Consider the following 22,225-nt stretch of genomic DNA (forward strand, 5'->3'; position numbering starts at 1 on the left):
ATATCCGTCCTTTGGCCTGTCACCGGGCCCTGGTGATGAGGAAGGACGCTTCCTTTTGGCCCTTGGGCAGAGGCACGTCTATCATATACACCAGGTCCGTGACCCCCACCGGGCCCCTGCGGCGGTGCAGCTCCGAGGACACGGAGGGCTGCAAGGCCGGGCTTTCCACTGTCAGGACCCAGTTGCCCACGTATATCCTGTTGCCTTCGATACGGGGCTCCAGAAGGGTGACAAATCTCTCCGTGACAGACAGGACCCGGTCAAAACAGTCTCTGATGCGGATGCTGTCGTCAGTCCATTCCAGCCGCCTTTTGGCGGAAATGCCGGGTATATTGTAGGCCCGGGAGATATCTATGTCGCAGGAGCCCTCCCTGTATTCCATATCCGCCGAGAACTCATTGCCCTCCTTCTGGTAGCAGCCGTTTATGATGGGCACCGAGTGGCCTCTGGACGAATTGCACAGCACTCCGTATCTGGTGTCGGACATGAAGTAGGTCCTGTTGTAGCAGCCCACGCCCACGTCGCAGAAGACCTGGCCGCTGTCGTCGGACAGGATGAAGCTGCCGGCGTCGTTGTGGTTGTGGGGCTCGTTGTTGTAGCCCGCCTTGGCCGCCAGGGAATACCCCTTGCGGTTCACCACGAACTGGCCCCCGGACTCAAAATAGTAGTCCCTGTTTTCTATGGGGCCGCTCAGGTCCCCGGCAAAGGCCAGGAACTGGAGCCGGAAGGTGAACCAGTGGCGCACAAAGCCATAGTTTTTCCTTTCTCTGGGCAAAAGAGGCACGGAGCCGGGATACAGGGTCCGGAGAAACTCCGCCAGACCCGAATAGAGATGCTTGTCTCTTTCGCCGTCGCCGTAGCTCACGGTGCAGTCTCCCAGCAGGTACTGCTTGGGGCCGAAGCCGGCCACCTTTTCCACCGCCGGATCCCTGAAGAGATCCATGGCTCCGTCGGTGTATTGCTTCAGCAAATGGGCAAAGGCGGCCCAGTGGCCGAAGCCGTATTCCCAGTAGCCGATGCCCTCCAGACAGGTGCCGTCGGAGGGATAGCCGGAAAAGGCGGTCTCTATGGTTTTGAGGAGCCGGGGCTTCTGGCGTTCAAACTCTTCCGGGTCCTGATACATGAGGGTGGCGGCCACTCCGCAGCCGCAGACTGACCCCCAGTTGTGACGGGTGTTTTCCCAGTGGATAGTGTGATTCTTGTAGGGCTCTATGACCTGCCTCCGGATCTCTCTGGCGGCGGCCTGCCTCACTTCCTCATCCACTCTGTCCCCCAAAAACCACAGCAGCTCCGCCATGGCGCCGCCGGTCAGGGAGGAGGTCAGGTCTATGCTGTCGCCGTGGAACAGCATGCTCCCGTAGTGGGCGGGCAGCATCCAGCACTCCTCCTCGCACAGGGCCCACACGGCGTCGTGGAAGGAGTCCAGATAGCGCTTTTCCTCGGGATAGGCCAGGGCCAGTATGCCCGAAGCGTGCATCAGGTCCCTCCTGACCAGCATGGGCTCCTCAAACTGGTCCCGTTCTCCTGTGATGTGAGTGAGATGCCTCGAAGTATAGGTGATATCGTTGATCACGTCCCTGTAGATCGTTTTTGCGGTCTCGTAGGCCTTGTCTACCTCCCGAAGCCGCCGGGCAAACTCGGGGTCCTCGCGCATGGTCAGCCAGTATTCAGGCTGTCTTTCCTTTTCAAACAGCATCAGCTTCTCCGTTTTTGCATATGATATATATCCATTATAACACATACGGCCGCCCCGGGCAAAAAAAACGCCCCCGAAGGGGCGTCTTTTACAGCTCGCAAATATCTCTCTTGAGGGACAGGCATCTCCCGGGACTGACGGACAGCTCCCCCACTCCCGCTTCTTCATAAAACTCCAGCAGGGAGGCGTCCCCTGCGGAATTGCCGCAGATGCCCGCCAGCTTGCCCCTGCTTTTTGCGGCGGCGCAGGTCATGGCTATGAGCTTTTTTACGGCTGGGTGAGACGGGTCGAAGATATCCGCCGCGTCTCCCGACTGCCTGTCAGCCGCCAGAGTGTACTGGGTCAGGTCGTTGGTGCCTATGGAGAAAAAGTCGGCTTCCTCCGCCAGAGTGTCTGCCATAAGGGCGGCAGCGGGGGTCTCTATCATCACCCCGAGAGGCACCCGGCTCCTGAAGGGAACTCCCTCCTGCTCCAGCTGCTTTTCGGCCTCGCGCCACAGGGCCCTGGCCTCCAGCAGCTCGCTGAGGGAGGACACCATGGGGAACATGACCGACAGCCTGCCGTACACCGAGGCCCTCAGAAGGGCCCGGAGCTGACACAAAAACATATCCCTGCGTCTGAGACACAGTCTGATGCCCCGTATGCCCAGAGCGGGGTTTTCCTCCTCCGGCAGCTGCAGATAAGGGGCTGTCTTGTCGGAGCCTATATCGCAGGTGCGGACTATGACCGGCTTGTCGCCCATGGCTTCCAGCACGCTCCTGTAGGCCTCGCACTGCGCCTCCTCCGAGGGATAGCTGCCGCCCCTCAGATACAAAAACTCCGTGCGGAACAATCCGATGCCTTCGCAGCCGCAGGCCAGAGCGGCCTGGGCCTCCTCCGGGGAGCCTATGTTGCAATACACCCTTATGCGGCGCCCCCTGGGAGTCACAGCCGGTATATCCCTGTATCGGGCCAGAGCGGCCTGCTCCGCCTCGCCGGCGCTGTATTTGGAACGGAATTCCCCGAGTGCGGCCTCGTCCGGCTCCAGTATCACAGTGCCGGAGGCTCCGTCCACCAGACAGGTCATGCCCTCCTCCGCCGCGTCCAGAGCCTCTCCGGCTCCTATGACCGCGGGTATGCCCAGCAGCTGGGCCAGAATGGCCGTGTGGCCGTTGGGAGAGCCCTCCCTGAGGACCAGAGCCTTCAGATTGCCCGTATCCAGATTGAGAGTGTCGGCGGGAGACAGGTCCCGGGCCACCAGTACCGAGGGAGAATCCAGGGCCGGGCCGGTCTTTTCCCTGCCCGTCATGATATCCGCCAGATCTCTGCAGACTCCCTGCACGTCGGCGGCCCTCTCCTTCATGTATTCGTCATCCAGCTCCATCAGCATCCGGGCCAGCTCCTCGCCGGTGGCCGTGACGGCCTCGGCGGGCTCGGCGCCTTCCGCTATCCGGGCTCTGACTCCGTCCTCCAGGTCCGGGTCCTCCAGCATCAGGAGATATGCCTCGAACAGATCGGACATTTCCCCGGCTCCTTTGCCGGCCGCCGTGTCCGCCAGGCTCCTGTATCTGGCCGCGGCTATGCGTCTTGCGCCGTCAAAATCGGCGCCGGCTCCGTCCGTCCGGACGGGCTCGTCTATCCGGACCACCCTGCCGGTCCCCAGACCGGCAGATACGCCCCTGCCTCTGAGCCGTATCATAGGTTGGCTTCCAGAAAGGCCCTGAGGGCGTCCGCCGCCTGCTGCTCGTCTCCGCCTTCGGCAGATACATGCACCGTGTCGCCGCACTTGATGCCCAGGCCCATAAGGGCTATGAGCCGGGGGCCGGTGACCGTCTTGTCCTTGCAGGACACGCTGATCTCCGAAGCAAAGCGCTTCATTTCTTTGACAAACAGGCCCGCGGGTCTGGCGTGGAACCCCAGGGGGTCCTTGATGGTATATTCAAACTCTGTCATTACTTTTCCTTGTTTATCTCTATTATGCATTCCGGATCCCGGGAAAAGCGTATCTCTCCCAGATCGTCCGGATTGGTGACTGCCAGTATTATCACGGGGTCCAGACCCGCGGCGCGCACGGCGGCTATATCCATACGCATCACCGGATCCCCTGCCCTGACAACACTGTCCTTTTCGGCCAGCAGGGTGAAGCACTCCCCCTTGAGGGCCACGGTGTCTATGCCCAGATGGACCAGCAACTCGGCCCCCTCGGACTCGATGCAAAATGCGTGGAGAGTGTCGGCCACGTCTATGATCTTGCCGGATACGGGAGCGCACACCTCCCCCTCCTGGGGCTGGATGCCGCAGCAGGGTCCCAGTATCCCCTGGGAAAACACCTGATCCGGTATCTGTTCCATGGGCATGTAGGTCCCTCTGCAGGGGGCCTGGACCCTGACGACATTCTTTTTGCCTGTCAGCCTGGAAAAAAAGTTCATATCAGATCCCTGCCTTTTCCTTGAAGGCCTCCGCAACGAACTGCACGTTGGGGCCAATGACTATCTGTACCGTGTTGCCGCCGGACTTCACGGAGCCGGGAGCTCCCGCAGCCTTGACGGCCTTTTCGTCAAAGAGGCTCAGGTCCCTGAGCTCCAGTCTCAGTCTGGTGAAGCAGCAGTCGGCAGCGGCCACGTTGCCGGCGCCTCCCACCGCAGCGAGCAGAGCCTCTGCCAGAGCCTCGTCCTTGCCGGCATTCTTGGTCTTGGCGGGAGCGGCCTCCTCGTCCTCGTCCTCTCTGCCGGGAGTCCTGAGGTCAAACCGGAGGATGGCAAAGCGGAACACCAGATAAAATATCACAAAGGCGGCCAGGCCCAGAGGCAATATCATCCAGGTCTTGGCGGCGGCGGGCAGCGACGCGGAAAAGATCAGGTCCGTGAGACCCGCCGAAAAGCTGAAGCCGGCCCGGAAGCCAAGGAGCACGGTGGCCCAGGTAAACACCCCGTAGAGCAGAGCGTATATGAGGTAGAGGCCGGGAGCCAGGAACATAAAGGCAAATTCAAAGGGCTCCGTGACGCCGCACACGAAGGCGCAGAGGGCGGAGGAAAACAGTATACCCATGGCGGCCGCCTTTTTGCGGGCGCACTGATATATGGCCAGAGCCGCGCCGGGGATACCGAACATCATGCAGGGGAAAAAGCCCGACATATACATACCCAGAGACCAGCCCACGTCTTCGGAGGTCTTGCCCGCCCAGAAGTTGGACAGGTCGCCCAGACCTATGGTGTCAAACCAGAACACGTTGTTGAGAGCGTGGTGCATGCCGATGGGGATGAGCAGCCGGTTGAAAAAGGCGTAGAGGCCTGCGCCCACGGCGCCGAGACCTGCGATAAACTCGCCAAAGTTGATGAGCCCCTTGAAGCACACGGGCCAGAGGAAGGCCAGCGCGCAGGCTATGACGATGGATATGAGGCCGGCGATAATGGCCACGCAGCGCTTGCCGCTGAAAAACGACAGCCAGTCAGGCAGCTTGGTCCCCTTGAATTTGTTGTAGCAGCCCGAGCCGATGATTCCGGAGAGGATGCCTATGAAGGGGTTGGATATCTTGCCGAAGGCCAGCAGCATATTCGGGTCGTCGTTGACGTAGGGCAGGACCTTGACGATGTAATCCTTGTCCAGCAGGTTGGTGATGATGAGCCAGCTCACCAGAGCAGCCAGACCGCCGACTCCGTCGTTGTCCTTGCTCATGCCCACGCCCACGCCTATGACGAACAGCCAGGGCAGGTTGTCGATGAGGGCGCCTCCCGCCTTGACGAGAAAGTTGCCTATATAGGCCGCCGCGCCTGCGATCTCACCGCCCTGCATGGTGGCGGGGCACAGGGCGTAGCCTATGCCCATGAGGATCCCGCAGAGGGGCAGGACAGCCACGGGCAGCATAAGGGATTTGCCCAATCTTTGCAAATACTTCATCATGATGATCAGTCTCCCAGTAGGCCGGCAGGATGCTCGTTTGCCGGCATGATTGCATACTTTTATATTATATCACAAAAATTCGTCCTCCCTCAACATCTGCGGAAAATCACGAAAAACATGGCATACGCCCGGCCCGGAAGGGCCCCGACAGCATCCGCGCCGGCATAGATTTTCTGCAGGATTACGAAATCATCGTGCATCCCCGCTGCGTGAACTTTCTGACCGAGATCAACGCGTATATGTGGGACACGGACAAATACGACAACAGGCTGAACAGGCCGCAGGATTACATGAACCACCTGATGGACGCCATGCGCTATGCGGTGGAGGACATCGCAAAGGGAGACATCTTTTCGTTTAACTGATGGCTAAGAAGAAGGAGTTCCGGGGGAAGCTGGAGGAGACCACCAGGCGCTTCAAGCGCCGGGCCCAGCGGCAGGACGCCGCGGTGCTGGCCGTTGTTCTCCGGGAGTGGAACCGTCTGCTGGCCAAGCTGCTGGTGAAGGCCGGGAAGCTGAAGGAAGCCGGGGCCTCCGAAGCTGCGGCAGCCCGGGCCGAGACCCTGGCAAAGGAAGCCGGGGAGCAGGTGGAGGCGCTGAACAAGAAGCTCTGCCCTGTCATTGAGAAAGGGCAGGAAGCCGCCATAGAGACAGGCATCGAGCAGGCTGAGACCGTCCTTGCCGAAGCCGGCGCGCCGGCAAGCTCCATGGTCCGCGTGAACAAGGAAGCCTTCGAGACCATGATCGGCATGACTCAGGACGGCTCTCCCCTCCGGGATGTCCTGGACAAGGGCGCCGGCTACAGCATCAAGGAAGCCGTCATGAACGTCCTGAAGGACGGCATCGCCCAGGGCAAGAACCCGGAGGAGATCGCCCGGGAGATGGTGCGCCTGGGCTATACCAGCCGGAAGCACGCGCTGCTGGTGGCTCGCACCGAGGTGATGCGCGCTTACCGGATCTCCACCAAGGAGACCTATGAGGCAAACGGTGTGGAGAAGGCCATCTGGTGCGCTTCGGAGAGCTCTGCCACCTGCGCCGCCTGCTGGTGCATGGACGGCCGGGCCTTTTAACCCCAGCGAAACTTTTTTCGCTGGGGACCCCGAAGAGTGCCGGGCGGGAGTATCCGGGGCCCCCGCCGGAAAATTTCACATTTTCCGGTGGGGTTAAAGCGATCACCCCAACGGCCGCTGCACCATGATCCCGGTCACCCTAACCCCACGAAAACTTTTTTTCGCGGGGACCCCGTAATCTATCATCCGGGCATATCGGGGTCCCCGCCGGAAAATTTCACATTTTCCGGCGGGGTTAAGGCAGCGAGGAGCGGTTCAAAGAGAGGCTGTCCGAGGAGGAGCAGAAGCGGGTCCTGGGACCGAAGCGCTACGAGCTGTGGAAGGAAGACAAGCTGAAGTGGGAGGACATCCCGGCGGTGAAGCCCAATGACACCTACGGCCCGACGCTGGGGATATCCCCGCTGAAGGACGGGAAAGCGCCTGCACCCGCGAAAGCAAACAACACTGTTTGGGCAAATAACCCGGAAAAAGACAATGAACAAATGTCGGCGAGGGATGATGAGCAGATAAAAGAGGCAAGGAAAGGCAAAACTTCTTCCGTTACGAAATATTATGCAGAAGAACTAAAAAGCGGCGTTCATACGCTGGATGACCAGCGGGAACACTCTTTGTTTGTCGAGAGTCTAATAAAAGGTCTTGCTCTTACTAAAATATATATAAAAGCAGAGAACGCCGATAAAATCGACGACATCAAGATACCAAAAGAAGAAATGCCTGAAGGATGGGACGACAGCACAAAAACGAAAGTGTGGGCGCATTTCAAAGATCTTGTTAAAGAATCAGAAGCCTTTAACAACTCAAATGAAGTCGCATTTACCCTGAACAAAAATGCTGATTTTCACGAATCGTTTTATGGTGATGAGAATTCTGTTACCATTTGCACCTCTGAGTCGACAATTTATGTGTTGCACAATCACCCTAACGGTTCATCGTTTTCTCCGGATGATTTTAGAGTGTTTACTGAATCTAATAGCGTTAAAAATTTTTCCTTGATAACGAACACTTGTAGAAGGATAGAAATTCTTACCAAGCTTGATGGGTTTGATGAAAGCTTGTTTAAGAGTATTGTAAATAACGCAGAGTTTACACGGCCGGAAAACGCTATTAGTTATATCAAGCAAAAGCTATTAGAAGAACCTGTTGGGGTAAAGTGGAGTGTCTATTATGAACAAGAAAACGATAACCATAAATGATGGATTTGAATACAACCGTAAACTACTTTTGAAAAAACGGGCGGAATATATTCATAGATTAGAAACCGACCCTGCTTTTGTGAAAGAAAAAAAAGAATCATCTGCATGGCCGGAAATATACGCTGTTATCAAAAAAGAAGGCATTAAGCTCGCCGGCGAAGATGACTGACCAAAATACGGGACACACCCCGCTCTCATTGTGAGGGCGGGGGTTTTTATTGACAAGGAAAAAATATGGCAGTAATCAGAATCAAAGTTGACGGACACCTGGCGCAGTGCGTCTCGGTGGAGCCCATGGCCACCGGCAGCGCCGGGGTGGACTCGGTGATCATAGACAGACTGGGCGGCGACTGGGACGGCTTCGGCCTTGCCGCTGCCTTCAAGACCGAGGGCGGGGTGTATTATTCCGTGGTAACAGACGGGTCCGCGCCCATACCGGCTGCCGCGCTGGCGTATAAGCGCTTCGGCATCGCTCTTTACGGCACCCGGGGCGCCGAAAGCTCGGAGCAGAGATACACCACCAACTTTGTCCCCGTGGCGATCCCCGAAGGGTCTGCCGGCGGCGGCGCTGTCCCTCCGGAGCCCTCCGAGAGATTGTACAGCCAGGTGGTAGCCATAGCAGAGCACGCCGAGAGCGTCGAAATGGGATGCAACAGGATCGCTGCGGAGAAAAAACAAAAGCCTATGGGCAGACGCCCGGAGATCATCTTCTGTCTTGCATTACAGACCTTATCAACTGCCCGTGAAAATCTATTTCATAATAATCGTCTTCAAAATCATACAGGCATATCCGGTCTTCTTTGATCTCGAATTCTTTTTTACCGGTCACCGACACAAAAATATCCCGTCCGCTAAAGCTCCAGACCTCTTCCAGCTCTTCATTCAGCATAAGGATGTCGAGCTCACCGTGGATCAGATATCCGCCATTTACCGAAAAGATCCCGAACTTGCTTGCCTGATCTGCAAAAGCCATTGTCCGAAGGATACGCCCCGAAGCCACGTCGATCTGAGTGACCCCGCAGCACTGAAGAATGGTCATGACATCACCCCGCAGCGCCGCGCAGTTTCTGTCATGGTCGAAATACTTATCTGCGACAAGAGCGACGGTGTATTCTCTGTCCTTAAGTCTGATGCGGACGGACATGACTCTCCGGTCCGGATCCCTCGAAATACCGTGGGGATCGAGGACGATATCGTATATGCTGCTGAGATCCGCAACGGGACCGGATGCTTCTTCAACAGAGATCTCAGCAGAACAGAGTTCATTTTCGAGTCTTGTCATAGCATAAGCTCCTGGGACAGTTGACAATAGCTCCTGGAGATCGAGTCGATGATTAGTCCCGGAGACAAAAAAAGCCTCTGCTGTCCCACAGGACAAGAGAGGCGTCTGGTGGGCTGTACTGGATTTGAACCAGTGACCTCTTCCGTGTGAAGGAAGCGCGCTCCCGCTGCGCTAACAGCCCGTGCTTGGGTGGTGGGTTGTACTGGATTTGAACCAGTGACCTCTTCCGTGTCAAGGAAGCGCGCTCCCCCTGCGCCAACAACCCGCGGTGTCAAGTCTATTATACCACATTATCGCCGCTTTGTAAAGAAGCGGGGAGGTTATTCCCCGTTTTTTTCTCAAAAGCTCCGGGAGGGCTCCCCGCCGGGGCCCTGTGAATCCCGTGAAAAAGTGGTATAATATAGTATGGTATTATTATTCATGCGAAAGGACTACAGTATATGAGCGGTCTTGTGATCATTCTCATTGCCATCGTCGTACTGGGAGCCGGCTATCTGCTCTACGGCCGTCATCTTGCCAACAAGTGGGGCATCGATCCCGGCGCCAAGACTCCGGCCTACACGGAAAACGACGGCGTTGACTACGTTCCCGGCGCTCCGGGCGTGGTATTCGGACATCAGTTTGCCTCCATAGCCGGGGCAGGCCCCATCAACGGCCCCATCCAGGCGGCCATGTTCGGCTGGCTGCCGGTGCTCCTGTGGATATTCATCGGCGGAGTGTTCATAGGCGGAGTGCAGGACTTTGCCGCCATGTACGCCTCCGTGAAAAACAAGGGGCGCTCCATCGGCTACATCATCGAGCTCTACATTGGCAAGCTGGGCAAAAAGCTGTTTCTGGCCTTTACCTGGCTGTTCAGCATACTGGTGACCGCCGCCTTTGCGGACATTGTGGCCAAGACCTTCAACGGCGTGGGAGGCACCCCCGAGGCCAATCTGGCCGGCGGTCAGGTGTCCATGACCAGCGTATTGTTCATATTCCTGGCCGTGGCCCTGGGCTTTATCCTCAGATCCGGCAAATTGTCCACTGCCCTGAACACGGTGATCACGGTGCTGTTTCTGGTGCTGTCCGTGGCTCTGGGTATGCTGCTGCCCGTCTATCTGGACACCAACACCTGGCACATCATCACCTTCATATACATAGCCATAGCCTCCGTCACCCCCGTGTGGGCCCTCTTGCAGCCCCGAGACTATCTGAACAGCTATCTGCTGGTAGCCATGATCCTGCTGGCAGCGGGAGGCATCATCGTGGCCAATCCCACCATGCAGCTCACCGGCTTTGCGGGCTGGCAGGTGAACGGTCAGACCATCTTTCCATATCTGTTCGTCACGGTGGCCTGCGGAGCCGTATCGGGCTTCCACGCTCTGGTAGCCTCAGGCACCGCCTCCAAGCAGGTGCAAAACGAAAGGCACATGCTGCCCATCTCCTACGGCGCCATGATGATGGAATGCCTGCTGGCAGTCATTTCCATAGTGGCCGTGGGCGCCTGCTATACCACCCAGACTCTGGCCGGCGCAGGCACTCCCACCGTGGTCTTTGCCAACTCCATATCCGGCTTCCTGACCGACATAGGCCTGCCCGCCTCCCTGTCCTACACCCTGCTGACCCTGGCGGTGTCGGCCTTTGCCCTGACCAGCCTGGACTCGGTGGCCAGGATCGGACGCCTGTCCTGGCAGGAGATGTTTCTGGACTCCTCCATCGCAGACAGCGACATCAAGGGGCTCCGGGCCCTGGCGGTGAACAAATACTTTGCCACCCTGGTCACTCTGGTATTTGCCTATTCGCTGGCCAAGGTGGGCTATGCCAATATCTGGCCCCTCTTCGGCAGCGCCAACCAGCTGCTGTCGGCTCTGGCCCTCATAGCCTGCGCCGTGTATCTCAAACGCACCAAGCGCAGAGGCGCCTATCTGTGGGTCCCCATGTTCCTGATGCTGGCAGTCACCCTCACCATGCTGGTGATCACGGTCATCACCCGGCGCGAAGGCAACCTGATGTTCGGCGACATACTGCAGGTAGTGATAGCAATAGCTCTCTTTATACTGGGCGTCATAGTAGCCGTGTCCGGCATCAGAAAGCTCTTTGCCCCCCAAACAGAGGAATAGGTCCAAAAACAGCAAGGCCCTCCCCAACGGGAGGGCTTTTTTGCTGCCGGCAGGCCGGTCACACTCTCACGTATTCCCTGACCGGTATGCTGCCCCTCACGACTTCCAGACTGCATTTGCCGTCTCTTATCCGGGCTATGCCGTAGCCGCCCGCCGCGCACACAAACACATCTGCGTCCTCGCTCCCGTGATACAGGGTGCGGCTGACGGCGTCATAGGACACTCCGCTGAAGGCCCACAGCAGCCCCCAGGAAGCCAGGGCCCGGGCGTACCAGTGGCCGCATTCGTATTCGTCATAGGGGTTCCGCCTTGCGCCGTCGTATCTCTTGCGGGCTGTCGCCACTATCTCCAGGGCCTCCTTTTTCCTGCCCAATGAGGCCAGGTGCCCGGCGGTCTGGTACTCTATACCGGTCCACACCTCGTCGGAGTAAGGAAAGGGTATCTCCGGCTTGCCGCCCCGGGGCCAGGAGCAGAGCAGGAGCCCTCCGTCCTTGCCCAGAGCATAGCCGGACCTCTGGGGATTGGCGTGGTCCCACAGCTCTTTCCGGAGGTTGCGGCGATACACGCTCTCCAGATGGCCCAGGGTCTTCTCTCTGTCCAGTATGTCTCCCAGTCCGCACCGCTTGGCCAGCCAGGCGCCGCAGACCCCGTCAGACAGGCAGCCGCTGCCCAGCTGGTACTTGGGCCCCATCCTCTCCAGCAGGGGGTCCCCCGCCGGGTCAAACACGGCCCGGAGCTTCTTCCACTCCGTCTGCTGGAAAAAGTATTCGCCGTTCCACAGCTCCGTCTCCATAAAGGTCCTGCCCTTCCGGTACAGGTCTTCATACCGGGAGCCGTCTTCTCCCAGAGCCTCCGCCATGACGCTCATGGCCTTCAGAGCCCCCAGATAAAAGGAGCTGCACATGGGATCGGGTCCCCAGAACTCTATGTCGTAGGTGTTGTGATGGGGCTCCCGCGGGACCCCCTGTTCCTCCGGGTCCCACTGGCCTATGCAGTAGTCCATGCTGCTTTTGGCCCGGGGCCACAGGGACCGGAGCCAGTCCGTATCGCCGGATATGCGCCACTCCCTATACAGCTTCATGATGCCGCCGGGCTGTCCGTCGGCAGCGGGGGGATAGTTGTGGGCGTTGGGCCTGATGGGCAGCAGCGTCCGAAACTGCTGATGTCCCTTCTCGTCCTGGTCTTCACCATACTCCGTCTCTCTCAAGCTCCTTTCCAGACGGGGGAACAGGTCGCACAGGGCCTGAGCGTAGTTCCACACGTGGGTGCAGGAGCCGTAGCAGCTGCCGAAGGTGTCGCACACCCCCTCCCAGCCCCAGAATCTGCCGTCCTTCTGCCTGAGCACCGTGGGAGATTTGAGGATGGACAGATTGGCCTCCGCCGCCTCCAGGACCGGCTCCGGCAGGGAGCCGGAGCAAAAGGCGTCGGCAAAGGCTCTCGACTCCTCGAGGAGATAGCTCCAGCGGGCTTCAAAGTCCTCCGCGGCCTCGTATATGCTGCTGAACCTGCCGGCATACCAGGGAGCGTAGCAGTCCTCCCCTTCTCCTTCCCGCAGGTCCGACTCCGGCACGTACCAGCACAGCCGCAGGGTGATGCTGCGCTTTTCCCCGGGCTCCAGCGCAAAGGGCGCAGATATCAGGGCTCCGGGGGACCTGTCGTCCTCCGCCCGCCTGTCCGGAGTCTCCCCGGCAGAGATGCAGTTCCACAGCATGGTCATGGTATCCTGTCCCGCCAGCCAGGTGCCTCTGTACAGCTCTGTGTCCACACAGGCCTCGGCGTCGCACCCGGCGCAAAAGGCCCCGGCGCTGCCCCGGACCCCCGTGTCCTCCTGCTCAAACACGAAGCCCCGGTCCCTCCGCCTCACATAGAGTCTGTCCCCGCCGCCTTCCGCGCCCATGAACTGCAGGGCCGCAAAATAGAACACGGCTTCCACGGGATCGGTCCCCCTGTTCTCAAAGCGGTAGGTCACCGCCGCGCAGGGCAGGGACGAATCGTCCTCATTCCCGGGGACAAAGGGAGAAAAGGCCTCCGCGGAGCAGACGAGAGGGACCGTGTGGTCCTCCAGCTCCACGGTGGCAAACGGAAAGCGGGAGGAGAACCGGCATTTTCTGAACCGGGGCAGCCCGTAGCTCTTGCCCGGCATGCCGTTGCCGGCGCCCAGAAAGCCCCGGACGGAGGCGCCCCATATCTTGCGCTCCTGCACCGGGCCCTCCAGCAGCCTGGCCCCCTGCCCCTTGACAGCCAGAGCGGCATACATATAGGGCTCGTTGAACAGGTCGGGCCTGTGCCTCAGGGACACGGAGCCAAAGGCTCCGGTGCCCTCTATGCATATCATGCCCGCTCCCATGCCTCCCAGAGGAAAGGCTATGTGCTCCAGATACTTGTCCTCATATACTCTTTTCACGGCTTTCTCCTTTTCCCGCCCGGGGCGGGCCCCTGCCTGCGCCGGCCTCTTACAGCCATATCACCCGGCCGCTGCCTGCGGCCCATACCGCCGCCAGGATCAATGCGATCACTATTGCGGCAGTCAGGGCCGCCGCCAGCTCCTTTTTTGACATCCTATTGTTTGTCCGCCAGCTCCAGAGCGGCGTCGATGGCGCTCTGCATCTGGGCCGTATTGCCCCTGTACTGGACGCTGTCCCTGCAGGAGCGGGAGTAGAGGGACATATAGTCCTCTCTCAGGGCCTTGTAGCGCCCGGCCATTTCCCTGAGACCCGCGGCAAAGTCAGCCGGGCTCAGGGCTCCCGTCAGCTTTTTGTCTCTCAGGAGCATCCGCTCGGCAATGAGGGCATAGGGCCGGGCCGACCAGAGGATCTCTTCGTAGAAGTCCCGGTTGAACCTGATATCCCCGTCTGCGGAGCCCATCAGCTTCTCCCCCTCCGCCGCCAGCGCGGCGACCTTCTCTGCCCGGGCCCGGGGATTGGCGATCCCGGACATGAAGTCGTTGTCCAGTATATCCCCGAATATCTCCATGAAATGATGTCCCAGATTGTAGTTGCCGGTCATATAATTGCTGCGGGAAAACACGTTGTTGTCCTCGTCCAGCCTTTCCACGGGCACCTGATTCACGTTGCCGGTGGTGACGATGCCCTTGCAGAGGGTGTCGTTCTTGGAGCCGAACACCACCAGCGAGAAGGCCTTGTCAAAATAATCCCTGTCCACCTTGCAGCCGTTCCAGCAGGCGGCGAAGTGATACATGGAGGGATATATCAGCACTCCCGGCAGATGTATGTGGCCGTAGTCGCCCCAGTCGCAGGTGATACTGCCCTCGGCCCCGTAGGGCATGCCCCGTTCCATGGTGACGTCGGTAAAGTCCATGGAAAAGGTCACGTCCGGCATGAATCTGGTGTGGCTGGACAGCCAGGGCATGACCCAGAAAGAGCGACCGCTCTTCTGGAGCAGCGGGTAGTCATAGTCCCAGCCGCCGTAAAACTCGGAGGTATAATAGCTGCCCACCGCTATGTCCCCGTCCAGCCGGTCCAGTGTCTTGGCCAGACCGTTGAGATGGCCCTCCGCCCTGAGCTGGCTCTGGGCTATGCACAGGGACATGCCGTGCCTGTTGCACACCTTGTTCAGGGTGTTGATATAGTCCGCCATCAGGCCCGGCAGCTCCTCCGCGGGAGTGCCCGAGGCCACAAAGCCGTAGTCGGCTATCTCCGTCACGTCCACGTTGATATACCTGCCCGGGAACGCCCGGCACACCTCGTCCAGCAGATCGCACACGAATTCCACCGCCTTCGGATCCCGGACGTCGATGGTCTGGGTCCAGGGATGGCCCTCGGCGCCTCCCTCGGGCATGGGGACCATATATTTTTTATAATCACCCCGGGAGGCGATGCGTTCCATGTGGCCCAGCACCTGCATCATGGGGTGTATCTCCATGCCGTATTGCCCGGCGTATCGGGAGAGCTCCAGATACTCCTCCCGGGTAAAGGCGTCCTCGGGAGCTATGTCCGGATACTTCTCAAATTTCAGCATGTCCTCCAGATACAGCTCGGTCACGTTGCTTTTGGCCAGAGCAAAAATGCCTATGAGCCGCCGGAGAGTCTCCGGCTTCAGCATCTGCCCCCGGCTGATGTCATACATCATGCCTCTGTATTTGAGGGCCGGCCGGTCCTTGATCCGCAGGGCTCTGATCTCCGGCTTGAAGGCAAACATCTGGACTATGGTCTCCATAGCGTAATAGAGCCCCGTCTCCGTGCAGGCAGCCCCCATGATGCCATCGGGGCCTGCGGAGACCTCGTAGGCCCCCTCTCCCCCGGCCTTCAGGGCCTCGTAATCCGCGGGACACCCGGTCCCCGGCCCCTCCAGCAGATACAGGGATATGGCGGAGCCTCCCCTGCCCTTGTCGGCTGTGGGCATCGTGACCCCGTCCCTCTCGGACAGCTTGGTCCGGAACTCCTCCAGGAGCCTGCCGTTTTTCACGTCGCCATACAGCAGGATGCCCTTTTGCTTCCTGATGTCGGCCGTTCCCTTTTCCCAGCAGATCTCTCTGGGCTGGGGCAGTATATATATTTGAGCCTTGTCCAGCTCCCGGGCGATCCTCGCCGGATCGGTGATCATTTTTTCGCCTCCTTTTGCATATATCGTCACGCTGAGCATGAGCAGCAGCAGCGCTGCGGTGATCCTGATCATAACGTCCTCCCGTTTTTGATGTCCACTATATTATAGTGTCCTTTTTTGCCTGCTGTCAACAGCGCTACGGGCAGAAAAAGGGGGCCTTTTTTTGTGGAAAACCGGCAGGATGATGTGATATAATAATTATGTATATATGAAATATTAGTTTATCTTTCAGAGGTATAGTATGAATAAACCCGTTATCGCAGGAGCAGGTCTTGCCTGTATGGATTATTTTGTAGTCGGCCCTCAGTGCGACTGGGGCGATATGTCCCTGTGCACCGACAATTACCAGCAGGGCGGCGGCCCTGTGGCCACCGCCATGGTAGCCTCGGCCAGGCTGGGAGGCGAGGTGACCCTCTACTCCTTCATCGGCGACGACGCCACCGGCGGAGACATAGTCAAGGAGCTCCGGGCGGAAGGCATAGACTGCCGCATCCCCTGCATCCCCGACGCCAACTCGGCCTTCAGCTATATATACATCAATCCCGAGAACGCGGACAGGACTATCTTCCACAGGCCTGCCAGCGCCATAGCCAAAATGAGCATCCCCGACGGCATGTTTGACTTTTCGGTCATAGACGGGGCCAGCGCTCTTCTCATAGACGACTTTTATCCCCATCTGCCGGTGCTGGCGTCGGACTACGCCCGCAAAAAGGGAGTCACCGTCATAGCCGACCTGAAGCCCTCCGAGGCCAATATGGCTCTGGTGAAGAACACCGACATCCTCATAGCTCCCAGCTATTATCCCGGCGAGCTGGGCTGCGCCGACCATCCCGAGAAGGCTCTGGAGGTCATGCACGGCATGGGCATCAAGATAGCCATAGTCACCCTGGGCAGCGAGGGCTGGATCTATTCCGACGGCTCCACCGTCAAGAAGGGCAACGCCTACAAGGTCAAGGCGGTGGACACCAACGGCGCGGGCGACACCTTCCACGGCGCCTTCACCTACGCCTATTCCATAGGCTACAGCCTGGACCGGTGCTGCGATTTTGCCAGCGCCGTAGCAGGCCTGAAGTGCACCAAGGCAGGAGGCAGAGCGGGCATCCCCGACTTCGATACCACCATGGAGTTCCTGAAGAAAAACAGCAGCATGGATTGGTGATCATGCCGAACAAGATCATAAAAGTGACTGGCGGACAGAGGCTCACAGGCTCTGTCCGCATCAGCGGCAGCAAGAACTCTTGTCTGGCCATCATGGCAGGCTCCCTGCTGGCAAAGGGGCCCGTCACACTGACCAACGTGCCGGACATCAGCGACGTCCACACCATGACCGAGGTCATCAGGTCCCTGGGAGTCTATTGCCAATACGACAAGGGCACTCTCCATATAGACGCCACCCACATACCCAACACCCACACGGACTACAAGTTCGTCAGCAAGATGCGGGCGTCCTTCAACGTGCTGGGGCCTGTGCTGGCCAGATGCGGAGAGGCCACCATCAGCCGTCCCGGAGGCTGCAATCTGGGCGAAAGGCCCATAGACTATCACATAGCGGGCCTCAAGAAGCTCTCGGCCAACGTCACGGACAAGCAGTCCTCCATCGAGGTCAATCACACGGGTCTCAAGGGCGCCAGTATATTCCTGGACAAGGACAGCGTCGGCGCCACGGAGCAGATCATGACGGCAGCCTGCCTGGCGGAAGGCAGGACCGTGATCATCAACTCCTCCATAGACCCGGACGTGATGGAGCTGGCCTCCTTCCTCAAGGCTCTGGGAGCCAATATCCGGGTCTCCAGGAAGGTCATTGAGATAGAGGGCGTCAGAGAGCTCCGGGGCACCGAGTATCCCATAGCCTTCGACCGCATAGAGGCGGGCACCTTTGCCGTATTCGGAGCCATCACCCGGGGCGACATACTCATCAGAGACGTGATACCCTCCCATATGATGAGCTTTCTCCTGAAGATGAAGGACGCGGGCGTGGGTATCGAGCTCACCGGGGACATGCAAAAGTCGGACCTGCGCATATTCATGGACCATCGTCCGTCTCCCACGGATATATTCACCAGCCCCTTCCCCGGCTTTCCCACCGACCTGATGCCGGCCTTCCTGACTCTCATGTCAGTGGCGGAAGGCACCAGCGTCATCACCGACACCATCTTCGTGGACAGATTCAAGTTCATAGACGAGCTGAAGCGTCTGGGCGTCAACGTCAAGCGCAATTCGGAGCAGGTGTGCATGGTCACGGGCGTTGACAGGCTGGCGGGCACAGACATCAAGTCCCCGGACCTGCGGGGCGGCACGGCCCTCATAGCGGCGGCTCTGGCCTCCGAAGGCGAGTCCAGGATACACAGGACGGAGCACATCTACCGGGGCTATGAGAACCTGACCGGCAAGCTGACCGGGCTCTCCGCCAGGGCGGAGATCATAGAGGAGGATTAAGTGGGTCTTACTCCGGAAATAGGCATCGACCTGGGGACTGCCAACATACTGGTATATCAGAAGAACAAGGGCATCGTGCTGAACGAGCCCTCCGTGGTGGCCAAAAACACCTCCACGGGCAGGATCATAGCCATAGGCCTCGAGGCCCAGGGCATGATCGGCCGCACCCCCCAGAACGTCATCACCACCCGCCCCCTGAAGGACGGGGTCATATCCGACTACACCACCACCCGGCAGATGCTGGAATACATCATCAGAGAGATCTGCAGGATACGGGTGTTCAAGCCCATAGTGGTGGCCGCTGTTCCCAGCCGCATCACTCAGGTGGAAAAAAGAGCCGTGAGGCTGGCCGCCCTTGAAAGCGGCGCCCGGGAAGCCATAGTGGTGGAGGAGCCCTGGGCGGCGGCTCTGGGCTCGGGCCTCAACATAGACAAGCCCGGCGGCGCCATGATCATAGACATAGGAGGCGGCACCACGGATATAGCGGTGCTGTCCATGAACGGCATAGTGCTGTCGGACTCCGACCGCATGGGCGGCGTCAAATTTGACGAATTCATCAAGAAATACGTCAAGAACCGCTACAGCCTGCTCATAGGCGACCCCATGGCCGAGGAGATCAAGATACAGATAGGCAGCGCCGTGCCTCTGGACAAGGAGCTGACCATGACCGTCAGCGGCAGAGACCTCATAGACGGCAACCCCAAGTCTCAGACCGTCACCTCCGCCGAGATCAGGGAAGTGCTGCTGCCCCATCTGGAGCGCATATGCGCCAAGATCAAGAGCATACTGGAGCAGACGCCTCCTGACCTGTGCTCCGACATCCTCAAGACCGGCATAGTGATCACGGGAGGCACCACCCTCATCAGAGGCTTTGACACTCTGGTCACCCAAAAGACCGGAGTCAAGGTCATCCGGTCTCCAGAGCCCCTGAAGGCCGTGGCTCTGGGCTGCGGCAAGGCGCTGGACATGCTGGATATGATCCGCACCAAATTCATCTCGGCCGGCAACGAATAAAACAAAGGGACTGCAGCTCTTGCAGTCCCGTATTTTTTGTGTGGCCGGCTACAGCTTCACGTTCTCGGGGAGAATGCCTCCCCCTGCCCTGTGCTGCCTGCCATAGAGATAAAAGATGGTGTAGGTATATATACCCCTGCCCCTGTCGTGATAATACAGCCTCACCCTTTCGCTCATGGCCAGAGACATGGAGTTTTGGGCGTAGAGGTATTTGGCTCCGTCCTTTTCTCCCACCCATAGGGTGACGTCGCCCTCCTTCATCAGAGTCACGCCCTCTTTCACGCTCCGCCAGCGGATACCCTTTTCCACAGGGCCTTCTCCGTCCCCCGCCAGCTCCCCGAAGAGCCTGTCCGACAGCAGATAGACGGTGCCCTTTTTGTCCGTATCGTAGCAGGCAAACTGTATCTCCCTTGCAGGCTCTTTGCCGAATTCGTTGGAGCAAAAGGTGAATTCGTCGGACCGGATATCCTCCCCGCCGGGAGTGAATATGACAAACCTGCGTGTGTCGTTTTTCCAGGCCCCGTCGGGGTCGCCCAGACCAAAGGAATCCCGGAGCCAGATGAAATATCTGTCTCCCCTGCGTCCTGCATAGGCGGACATGGGAAAGCCTCCTCCGCTCCAGAATATCAGAGGCAATGAGCCGTACTGTGGGTCCAGATACAGGCCCAGCCTCTGGACGTCCAGAGGACTCCAATCCGGCTCCTCCGAGCCTTCCTCAAAGGGGAGCAGGTCATACAGCTCCTTGCCCACGGCGTAGATGCCGCCGGAGGAGATGCCGTCGGGCATCACGTATCTTGCTTCCATGCCCTTCAGCGCCGGAGCCTTGGCCAGCTCTTGTTCGTCGGCCGGTATGACCCTGGCCTGAGGCCGCTCTTCGGCACCGAAAAACTGCAGCAGGGCGGCTTCGTCAAAGGGCTCCGCAGGCCCCTCCTCCGCCTTGTATTCCAGCACCACCGCCGACTCTTCATAGCCCCGGGCCACCAGCACGCCCTTTGTCATGGCCTCTCTGCCCGTCATGCGTCTCAGGGTCCGGTCCCTGTAGTCCCTGTCATAAAAGGTGTACACAGCTCCCGGGTCCAGCCCCAGGGGATATATGCGGTCGGCTCCCCCCATTCGCAGATAGGCGAGTATCATCCCCTCTCTGTTTTCGTAGTCGTTGAATTCCATGGCCAGGTTCTTTTCCCTGTCCAGACTGTAGGGGGTCAGCTGATAAAAATCCTTGTACATGTATGTGTGCAGGCTCTTCCATTCCTTCAGGGCCGCCATGGTCTCCTCTGTGATATCGGGAGCCCCTACGCCTATGGACAGGGTAGGCCTGCTGCGCACGTCGTACAGGCTGGCAATGTCCTGAAAGCCTGTGCCCACCATCACGTACCAGGAGAGAGCGCCGAAGACCTGACACTGCTGACTGATGGCAGGCCCCCAGTAGTCGCTTTTGGTGTGCATAAAGGAAAAGCGCAGGGTGGACAGGTCGTTGCGCCTGCCTCCGCCGGCGCAGGAGTCGAACACCAGCCCCGGATTCCTTTCTTCCAGAGCGGTCCAGGTAGCGATATAACCTGCGGCAGCCCTGTTTTCCGTCATGCCGGTCCGGGGGATACCCAGACGCTCAGCCTCTGTCTTGTCCCTGGCGGACCAGAAGGGCTCGTTCCAGATATTGTAGTCCTGACGATATACGGTCATGGCCTGCTCCTTGACCAGACTGTCCAGCAGGCGCAGGATATATTTCTGTACGGCGGGTTTGCCGTAGTCCACCAGCCCCAGAGCGGGGTCCGCCAGCTCCCCGGTGGCGACGGTGTATATCACGTTGTCCTCGCCCAGGGCTTCCGCGGCCTCGGTGCCCTTGTAGCACCTTTCCGGCTCCAGCCACAGGCAAAAGCCTATGTTTTTTTCCCTCAGCCTGTCCGCCAGGGCCCGCAGCTTGCCGTCTGCGTATTTTTCGTCGATGCTCCAGTTGCCGGTGGCGCCGGGAGTCATGTTCCCCATACCAAACCAGCCGTAGGCGCCGGCGTAGTCAAACTCGTAGGTGGCGTTGTAGAGCCTGCCTATCTCGTCCATCAGGGGATTGTCGATGCACTCCATATCCTTGTCATAGCCCGTGAGGTCGGAGCAGACAAACACGTTTTCCCTGAAGTCCCTTCTGCCCGTGTTCCTGAGGAAATTGTGCTCGATGATCCAGCGGCGCCACAGATTCTGCCCCGCCTGCCGGTCTCCGCCCTTATAAAAGAGGAGCACGGCCCCGGGCACCTTCAGCCTCTCGCCGGGCAGCAGAGCCAGGTCGGTCATTCGCTGACCCATCAGGAGCTCGATGCCCTTCCGGGCTCTCAGCAGTATCATCCAGCTGCCCTGCCAGTCCAGAGCCGCGATCACGCCCTTTTTCCCGCCGTTCAGGTTCACAAAGGGCAGATAGCCGGCGGTGGGAAGTCCCCTGTCCACCTCTATGCAAAAAGGATGGTCGGAGTCCAGCTCCGCCTTCAGGGGCTGATATTCCTGAGGCAGAGGCGGAAAGGCGGCGCTGCCGCGGTTGTAGTGGACGGTCCCCTTCCCAAAGGAGGCGATATTGCCGGCAAAGGCCTTGACGGCGCTGATGCGGGGTGAGGTCCGGCCGGATATATTGATGATCTCCGCCTCGTATTCCGTCAGGGGATAGCCCGGATACCCGGTGAGCCGGACGGATACCAGCAGGCCGCATTCAGGAGAAGTGTAGCCTATCTCCGTCACCAGACGGGTCGCCGGAGAGCCGGAGGCAGCATAGTCCGTCAGGGTGCGGGTCTTTTCCCTGCCGCATATCCACCGGAGCTCTTCCGAGGGCTTGCCGTCCACCAAAAAGGACACGGGCGGCGCAGGAGCTGCAAAAACCTTGTCCTCCCAGGCTCTGCGGGCGTCAAAGTCGCCGTAGGTCTCAGTAAAGGAGCGGGCCGAGACGACGCAGGCCAGAGCCGCCAGCCAGAGCGCCGCTATGATGGTGACCGGGAGATCGTGGAGCAGAAAAGACAT

The 22,225-nt window shown here is 59.1% G+C and carries 18 protein-coding genes and 2 tRNA genes; 9 read left to right on the forward strand and 11 right to left on the reverse strand.

Translation table 11 applies throughout. The annotated features are described in order from the left end of the window. Positions 1–19 precede the first annotated feature (19 nt). From IK083_09520 to IK083_09540, 5 genes are all read right to left on the reverse strand, one after another. Positions 20–1,696 carry a heparinase II/III family protein gene (locus tag IK083_09520; protein MBR4749791.1) on the reverse strand — a complete coding sequence of 559 codons (1,677 nt, stop codon included), beginning with the start codon at positions 1,694–1,696 and terminating at the stop codon, positions 20–22. 88 nt (positions 1,697–1,784) lie between these two features. Next, positions 1,785–3,374: a phosphoenolpyruvate--protein phosphotransferase gene (ptsP, locus tag IK083_09525; GenBank protein ID MBR4749792.1), complete on the reverse strand. Its 1,590-nt coding sequence runs from the start codon at positions 3,372–3,374 to the stop codon at positions 1,785–1,787. Further along, positions 3,371–3,628, reverse strand: coding sequence for an HPr family phosphocarrier protein (locus IK083_09530; GenBank protein MBR4749793.1), 258 nt, complete (start codon positions 3,626–3,628; stop codon positions 3,371–3,373). The genes ptsP and IK083_09530 overlap by 4 nt, the downstream gene beginning before the upstream one ends. Further along, entirely contained in the window at positions 3,628–4,104 is a 477-nt protein-coding gene (locus tag IK083_09535; GenBank protein ID MBR4749794.1) for a PTS glucose transporter subunit IIA, read from the reverse strand. The genes IK083_09530 and IK083_09535 overlap by 1 nt, the downstream gene beginning before the upstream one ends. A 1-nt stretch (position 4,105) precedes the next feature. Next, the gene (locus tag IK083_09540; GenBank protein MBR4749795.1) at positions 4,106–5,572 is read right to left on the reverse strand and encodes a PTS transporter subunit EIIC; all 1,467 of its coding nucleotides are present in this window, start codon (positions 5,570–5,572) and stop codon (positions 4,106–4,108) included. Between the two features lie 32 nt (positions 5,573–5,604). Here IK083_09540 and IK083_09545 point away from each other — a divergent pair, with 32 nt between their 5' ends. From IK083_09545 to IK083_09565, 5 genes are all read left to right on the forward strand, one after another. Then, positions 5,605–5,940: a terminase large subunit gene (locus tag IK083_09545; protein MBR4749796.1), complete on the forward strand. Its 336-nt coding sequence runs from the start codon at positions 5,605–5,607 to the stop codon at positions 5,938–5,940. Then, entirely contained in the window at positions 5,940–6,644 is a 705-nt protein-coding gene (locus tag IK083_09550; GenBank protein ID MBR4749797.1) for a hypothetical protein, read from the forward strand. Before IK083_09545 ends, IK083_09550 begins: the two co-directional genes overlap by 1 nt. A 356-nt stretch (positions 6,645–7,000) precedes the next feature. Next, positions 7,001–7,837 carry a hypothetical protein gene (locus IK083_09555; protein ID MBR4749798.1) on the forward strand — a complete coding sequence of 279 codons (837 nt, stop codon included), beginning with the start codon at positions 7,001–7,003 and terminating at the stop codon, positions 7,835–7,837. Further along, a complete protein-coding gene (locus IK083_09560) occupies positions 7,809–8,006 on the forward strand; it encodes a hypothetical protein (GenBank protein ID MBR4749799.1) in 198 nt (65 codons plus the stop codon). Before IK083_09555 ends, IK083_09560 begins: the two co-directional genes overlap by 29 nt. 65 nt (positions 8,007–8,071) lie before the next feature. Next, on the forward strand, positions 8,072–8,641 hold the full coding sequence (locus tag IK083_09565; protein MBR4749800.1) for a hypothetical protein: 570 nt from the start codon (positions 8,072–8,074) through the stop codon (positions 8,639–8,641). Here IK083_09565 and IK083_09570 read toward each other — a convergent pair. The 3 genes from IK083_09570 to IK083_09580 form a co-directional block, all read right to left on the reverse strand. After that, on the reverse strand, positions 8,541–9,119 hold the full coding sequence (locus IK083_09570) for a hypothetical protein (protein MBR4749801.1): 579 nt from the start codon (positions 9,117–9,119) through the stop codon (positions 8,541–8,543). The genes IK083_09565 and IK083_09570 overlap by 101 nt on opposite strands. A gap of 106 nt (positions 9,120–9,225) precedes the next feature. Next, a tRNA-Val gene (locus tag IK083_09575) sits at positions 9,226–9,300 on the reverse strand. Positions 9,301–9,309: 9 nt separating this feature from the next. Beyond that, a tRNA-Val gene (locus tag IK083_09580) sits at positions 9,310–9,384 on the reverse strand. Between the two features lie 175 nt (positions 9,385–9,559). Here IK083_09580 and IK083_09585 point away from each other — a divergent pair. Continuing rightward, the gene (locus IK083_09585; GenBank protein MBR4749802.1) at positions 9,560–11,218 is read left to right on the forward strand and encodes a carbon starvation protein A; all 1,659 of its coding nucleotides are present in this window, start codon (positions 9,560–9,562) and stop codon (positions 11,216–11,218) included. 58 nt (positions 11,219–11,276) lie between these two features. On the opposite strand, the gene IK083_09590 is transcribed toward IK083_09585, so the two are convergent. Then, positions 11,277–13,622, reverse strand: coding sequence for a hypothetical protein (locus IK083_09590; GenBank protein MBR4749803.1), 2,346 nt, complete (start codon positions 13,620–13,622; stop codon positions 11,277–11,279). Positions 13,623–13,777: 155 nt separating this feature from the next. Next, positions 13,778–15,853 (reverse strand): family 20 glycosylhydrolase, encoded by a 2,076-nt coding sequence (locus IK083_09595; protein ID MBR4749804.1) that lies wholly within the window; start codon positions 15,851–15,853, stop codon positions 13,778–13,780. 169 nt (positions 15,854–16,022) lie between these two features. On the opposite strand from IK083_09595, the gene IK083_09600 reads away from it, so the two are divergent. Genes IK083_09600 through IK083_09610 form a run of 3 tightly spaced genes read left to right on the forward strand, consistent with a single transcriptional unit; the run spans position 16,023 to position 19,231 of the window. Further along, the gene (locus IK083_09600; protein ID MBR4749805.1) at positions 16,023–16,940 is read left to right on the forward strand and encodes a hypothetical protein; all 918 of its coding nucleotides are present in this window, start codon (positions 16,023–16,025) and stop codon (positions 16,938–16,940) included. 2 nt (positions 16,941–16,942) lie between these two features. Next, positions 16,943–18,217 carry a UDP-N-acetylglucosamine 1-carboxyvinyltransferase gene (gene murA / locus IK083_09605; protein MBR4749806.1) on the forward strand — a complete coding sequence of 425 codons (1,275 nt, stop codon included), beginning with the start codon at positions 16,943–16,945 and terminating at the stop codon, positions 18,215–18,217. Continuing rightward, entirely contained in the window at positions 18,218–19,231 is a 1,014-nt protein-coding gene (locus IK083_09610) for a rod shape-determining protein (GenBank protein ID MBR4749807.1), read from the forward strand. A 48-nt stretch (positions 19,232–19,279) separates the two neighbouring features. Here the strand turns inward: IK083_09610 and IK083_09615 are convergent, their stop codons facing one another. Next, positions 19,280–22,225 carry an alpha-galactosidase gene (locus IK083_09615; protein MBR4749808.1) on the reverse strand — a complete coding sequence of 982 codons (2,946 nt, stop codon included), beginning with the start codon at positions 22,223–22,225 and terminating at the stop codon, positions 19,280–19,282.

Source organism: Abditibacteriota bacterium, from assembly GCA_017552965.1.
Taxonomy (GTDB): domain Bacteria; phylum Armatimonadota; class UBA5829; order UBA5829; family UBA5829; genus RGIG7931.

Coding starts and splice junctions, on each gene's coding strand:
- IK083_09520 (MBR4749791.1), bottom strand. CDS start 1,696: ATGCTGTTTGAAAAGGAAAGACAGCCTGAATACTGGCTGACCATGCGC.
- ptsP (MBR4749792.1), bottom strand. CDS start 3,374: ATGATACGGCTCAGAGGCAGGGGCGTATCTGCCGGTCTGGGGACCGGC.
- IK083_09530 (MBR4749793.1), bottom strand. CDS start 3,628: ATGACAGAGTTTGAATATACCATCAAGGACCCCCTGGGGTTCCACGCC.
- IK083_09535 (MBR4749794.1), bottom strand. CDS start 4,104: ATGAACTTTTTTTCCAGGCTGACAGGCAAAAAGAATGTCGTCAGGGTC.
- IK083_09540 (MBR4749795.1), bottom strand. CDS start 5,572: ATGAAGTATTTGCAAAGATTGGGCAAATCCCTTATGCTGCCCGTGGCT.
- IK083_09545 (MBR4749796.1), top strand. CDS start 5,605: ATGCTCGTTTGCCGGCATGATTGCATACTTTTATATTATATCACAAAA.
- IK083_09550 (MBR4749797.1), top strand. CDS start 5,940: ATGGCTAAGAAGAAGGAGTTCCGGGGGAAGCTGGAGGAGACCACCAGG.
- IK083_09560 (MBR4749799.1), top strand. CDS start 7,809: ATGAACAAGAAAACGATAACCATAAATGATGGATTTGAATACAACCGT.
- IK083_09565 (MBR4749800.1), top strand. CDS start 8,072: ATGGCAGTAATCAGAATCAAAGTTGACGGACACCTGGCGCAGTGCGTC.
- IK083_09570 (MBR4749801.1), bottom strand. CDS start 9,119: ATGACAAGACTCGAAAATGAACTCTGTTCTGCTGAGATCTCTGTTGAA.
- IK083_09585 (MBR4749802.1), top strand. CDS start 9,560: ATGAGCGGTCTTGTGATCATTCTCATTGCCATCGTCGTACTGGGAGCC.
- IK083_09595 (MBR4749804.1), bottom strand. CDS start 15,853: ATGATCAGGATCACCGCAGCGCTGCTGCTGCTCATGCTCAGCGTGACG.
- IK083_09600 (MBR4749805.1), top strand. CDS start 16,023: ATGAATAAACCCGTTATCGCAGGAGCAGGTCTTGCCTGTATGGATTAT.
- murA (MBR4749806.1), top strand. CDS start 16,943: ATGCCGAACAAGATCATAAAAGTGACTGGCGGACAGAGGCTCACAGGC.
- IK083_09615 (MBR4749808.1), bottom strand. CDS start 22,225: ATGTCTTTTCTGCTCCACGATCTCCCGGTCACCATCATAGCGGCGCTC.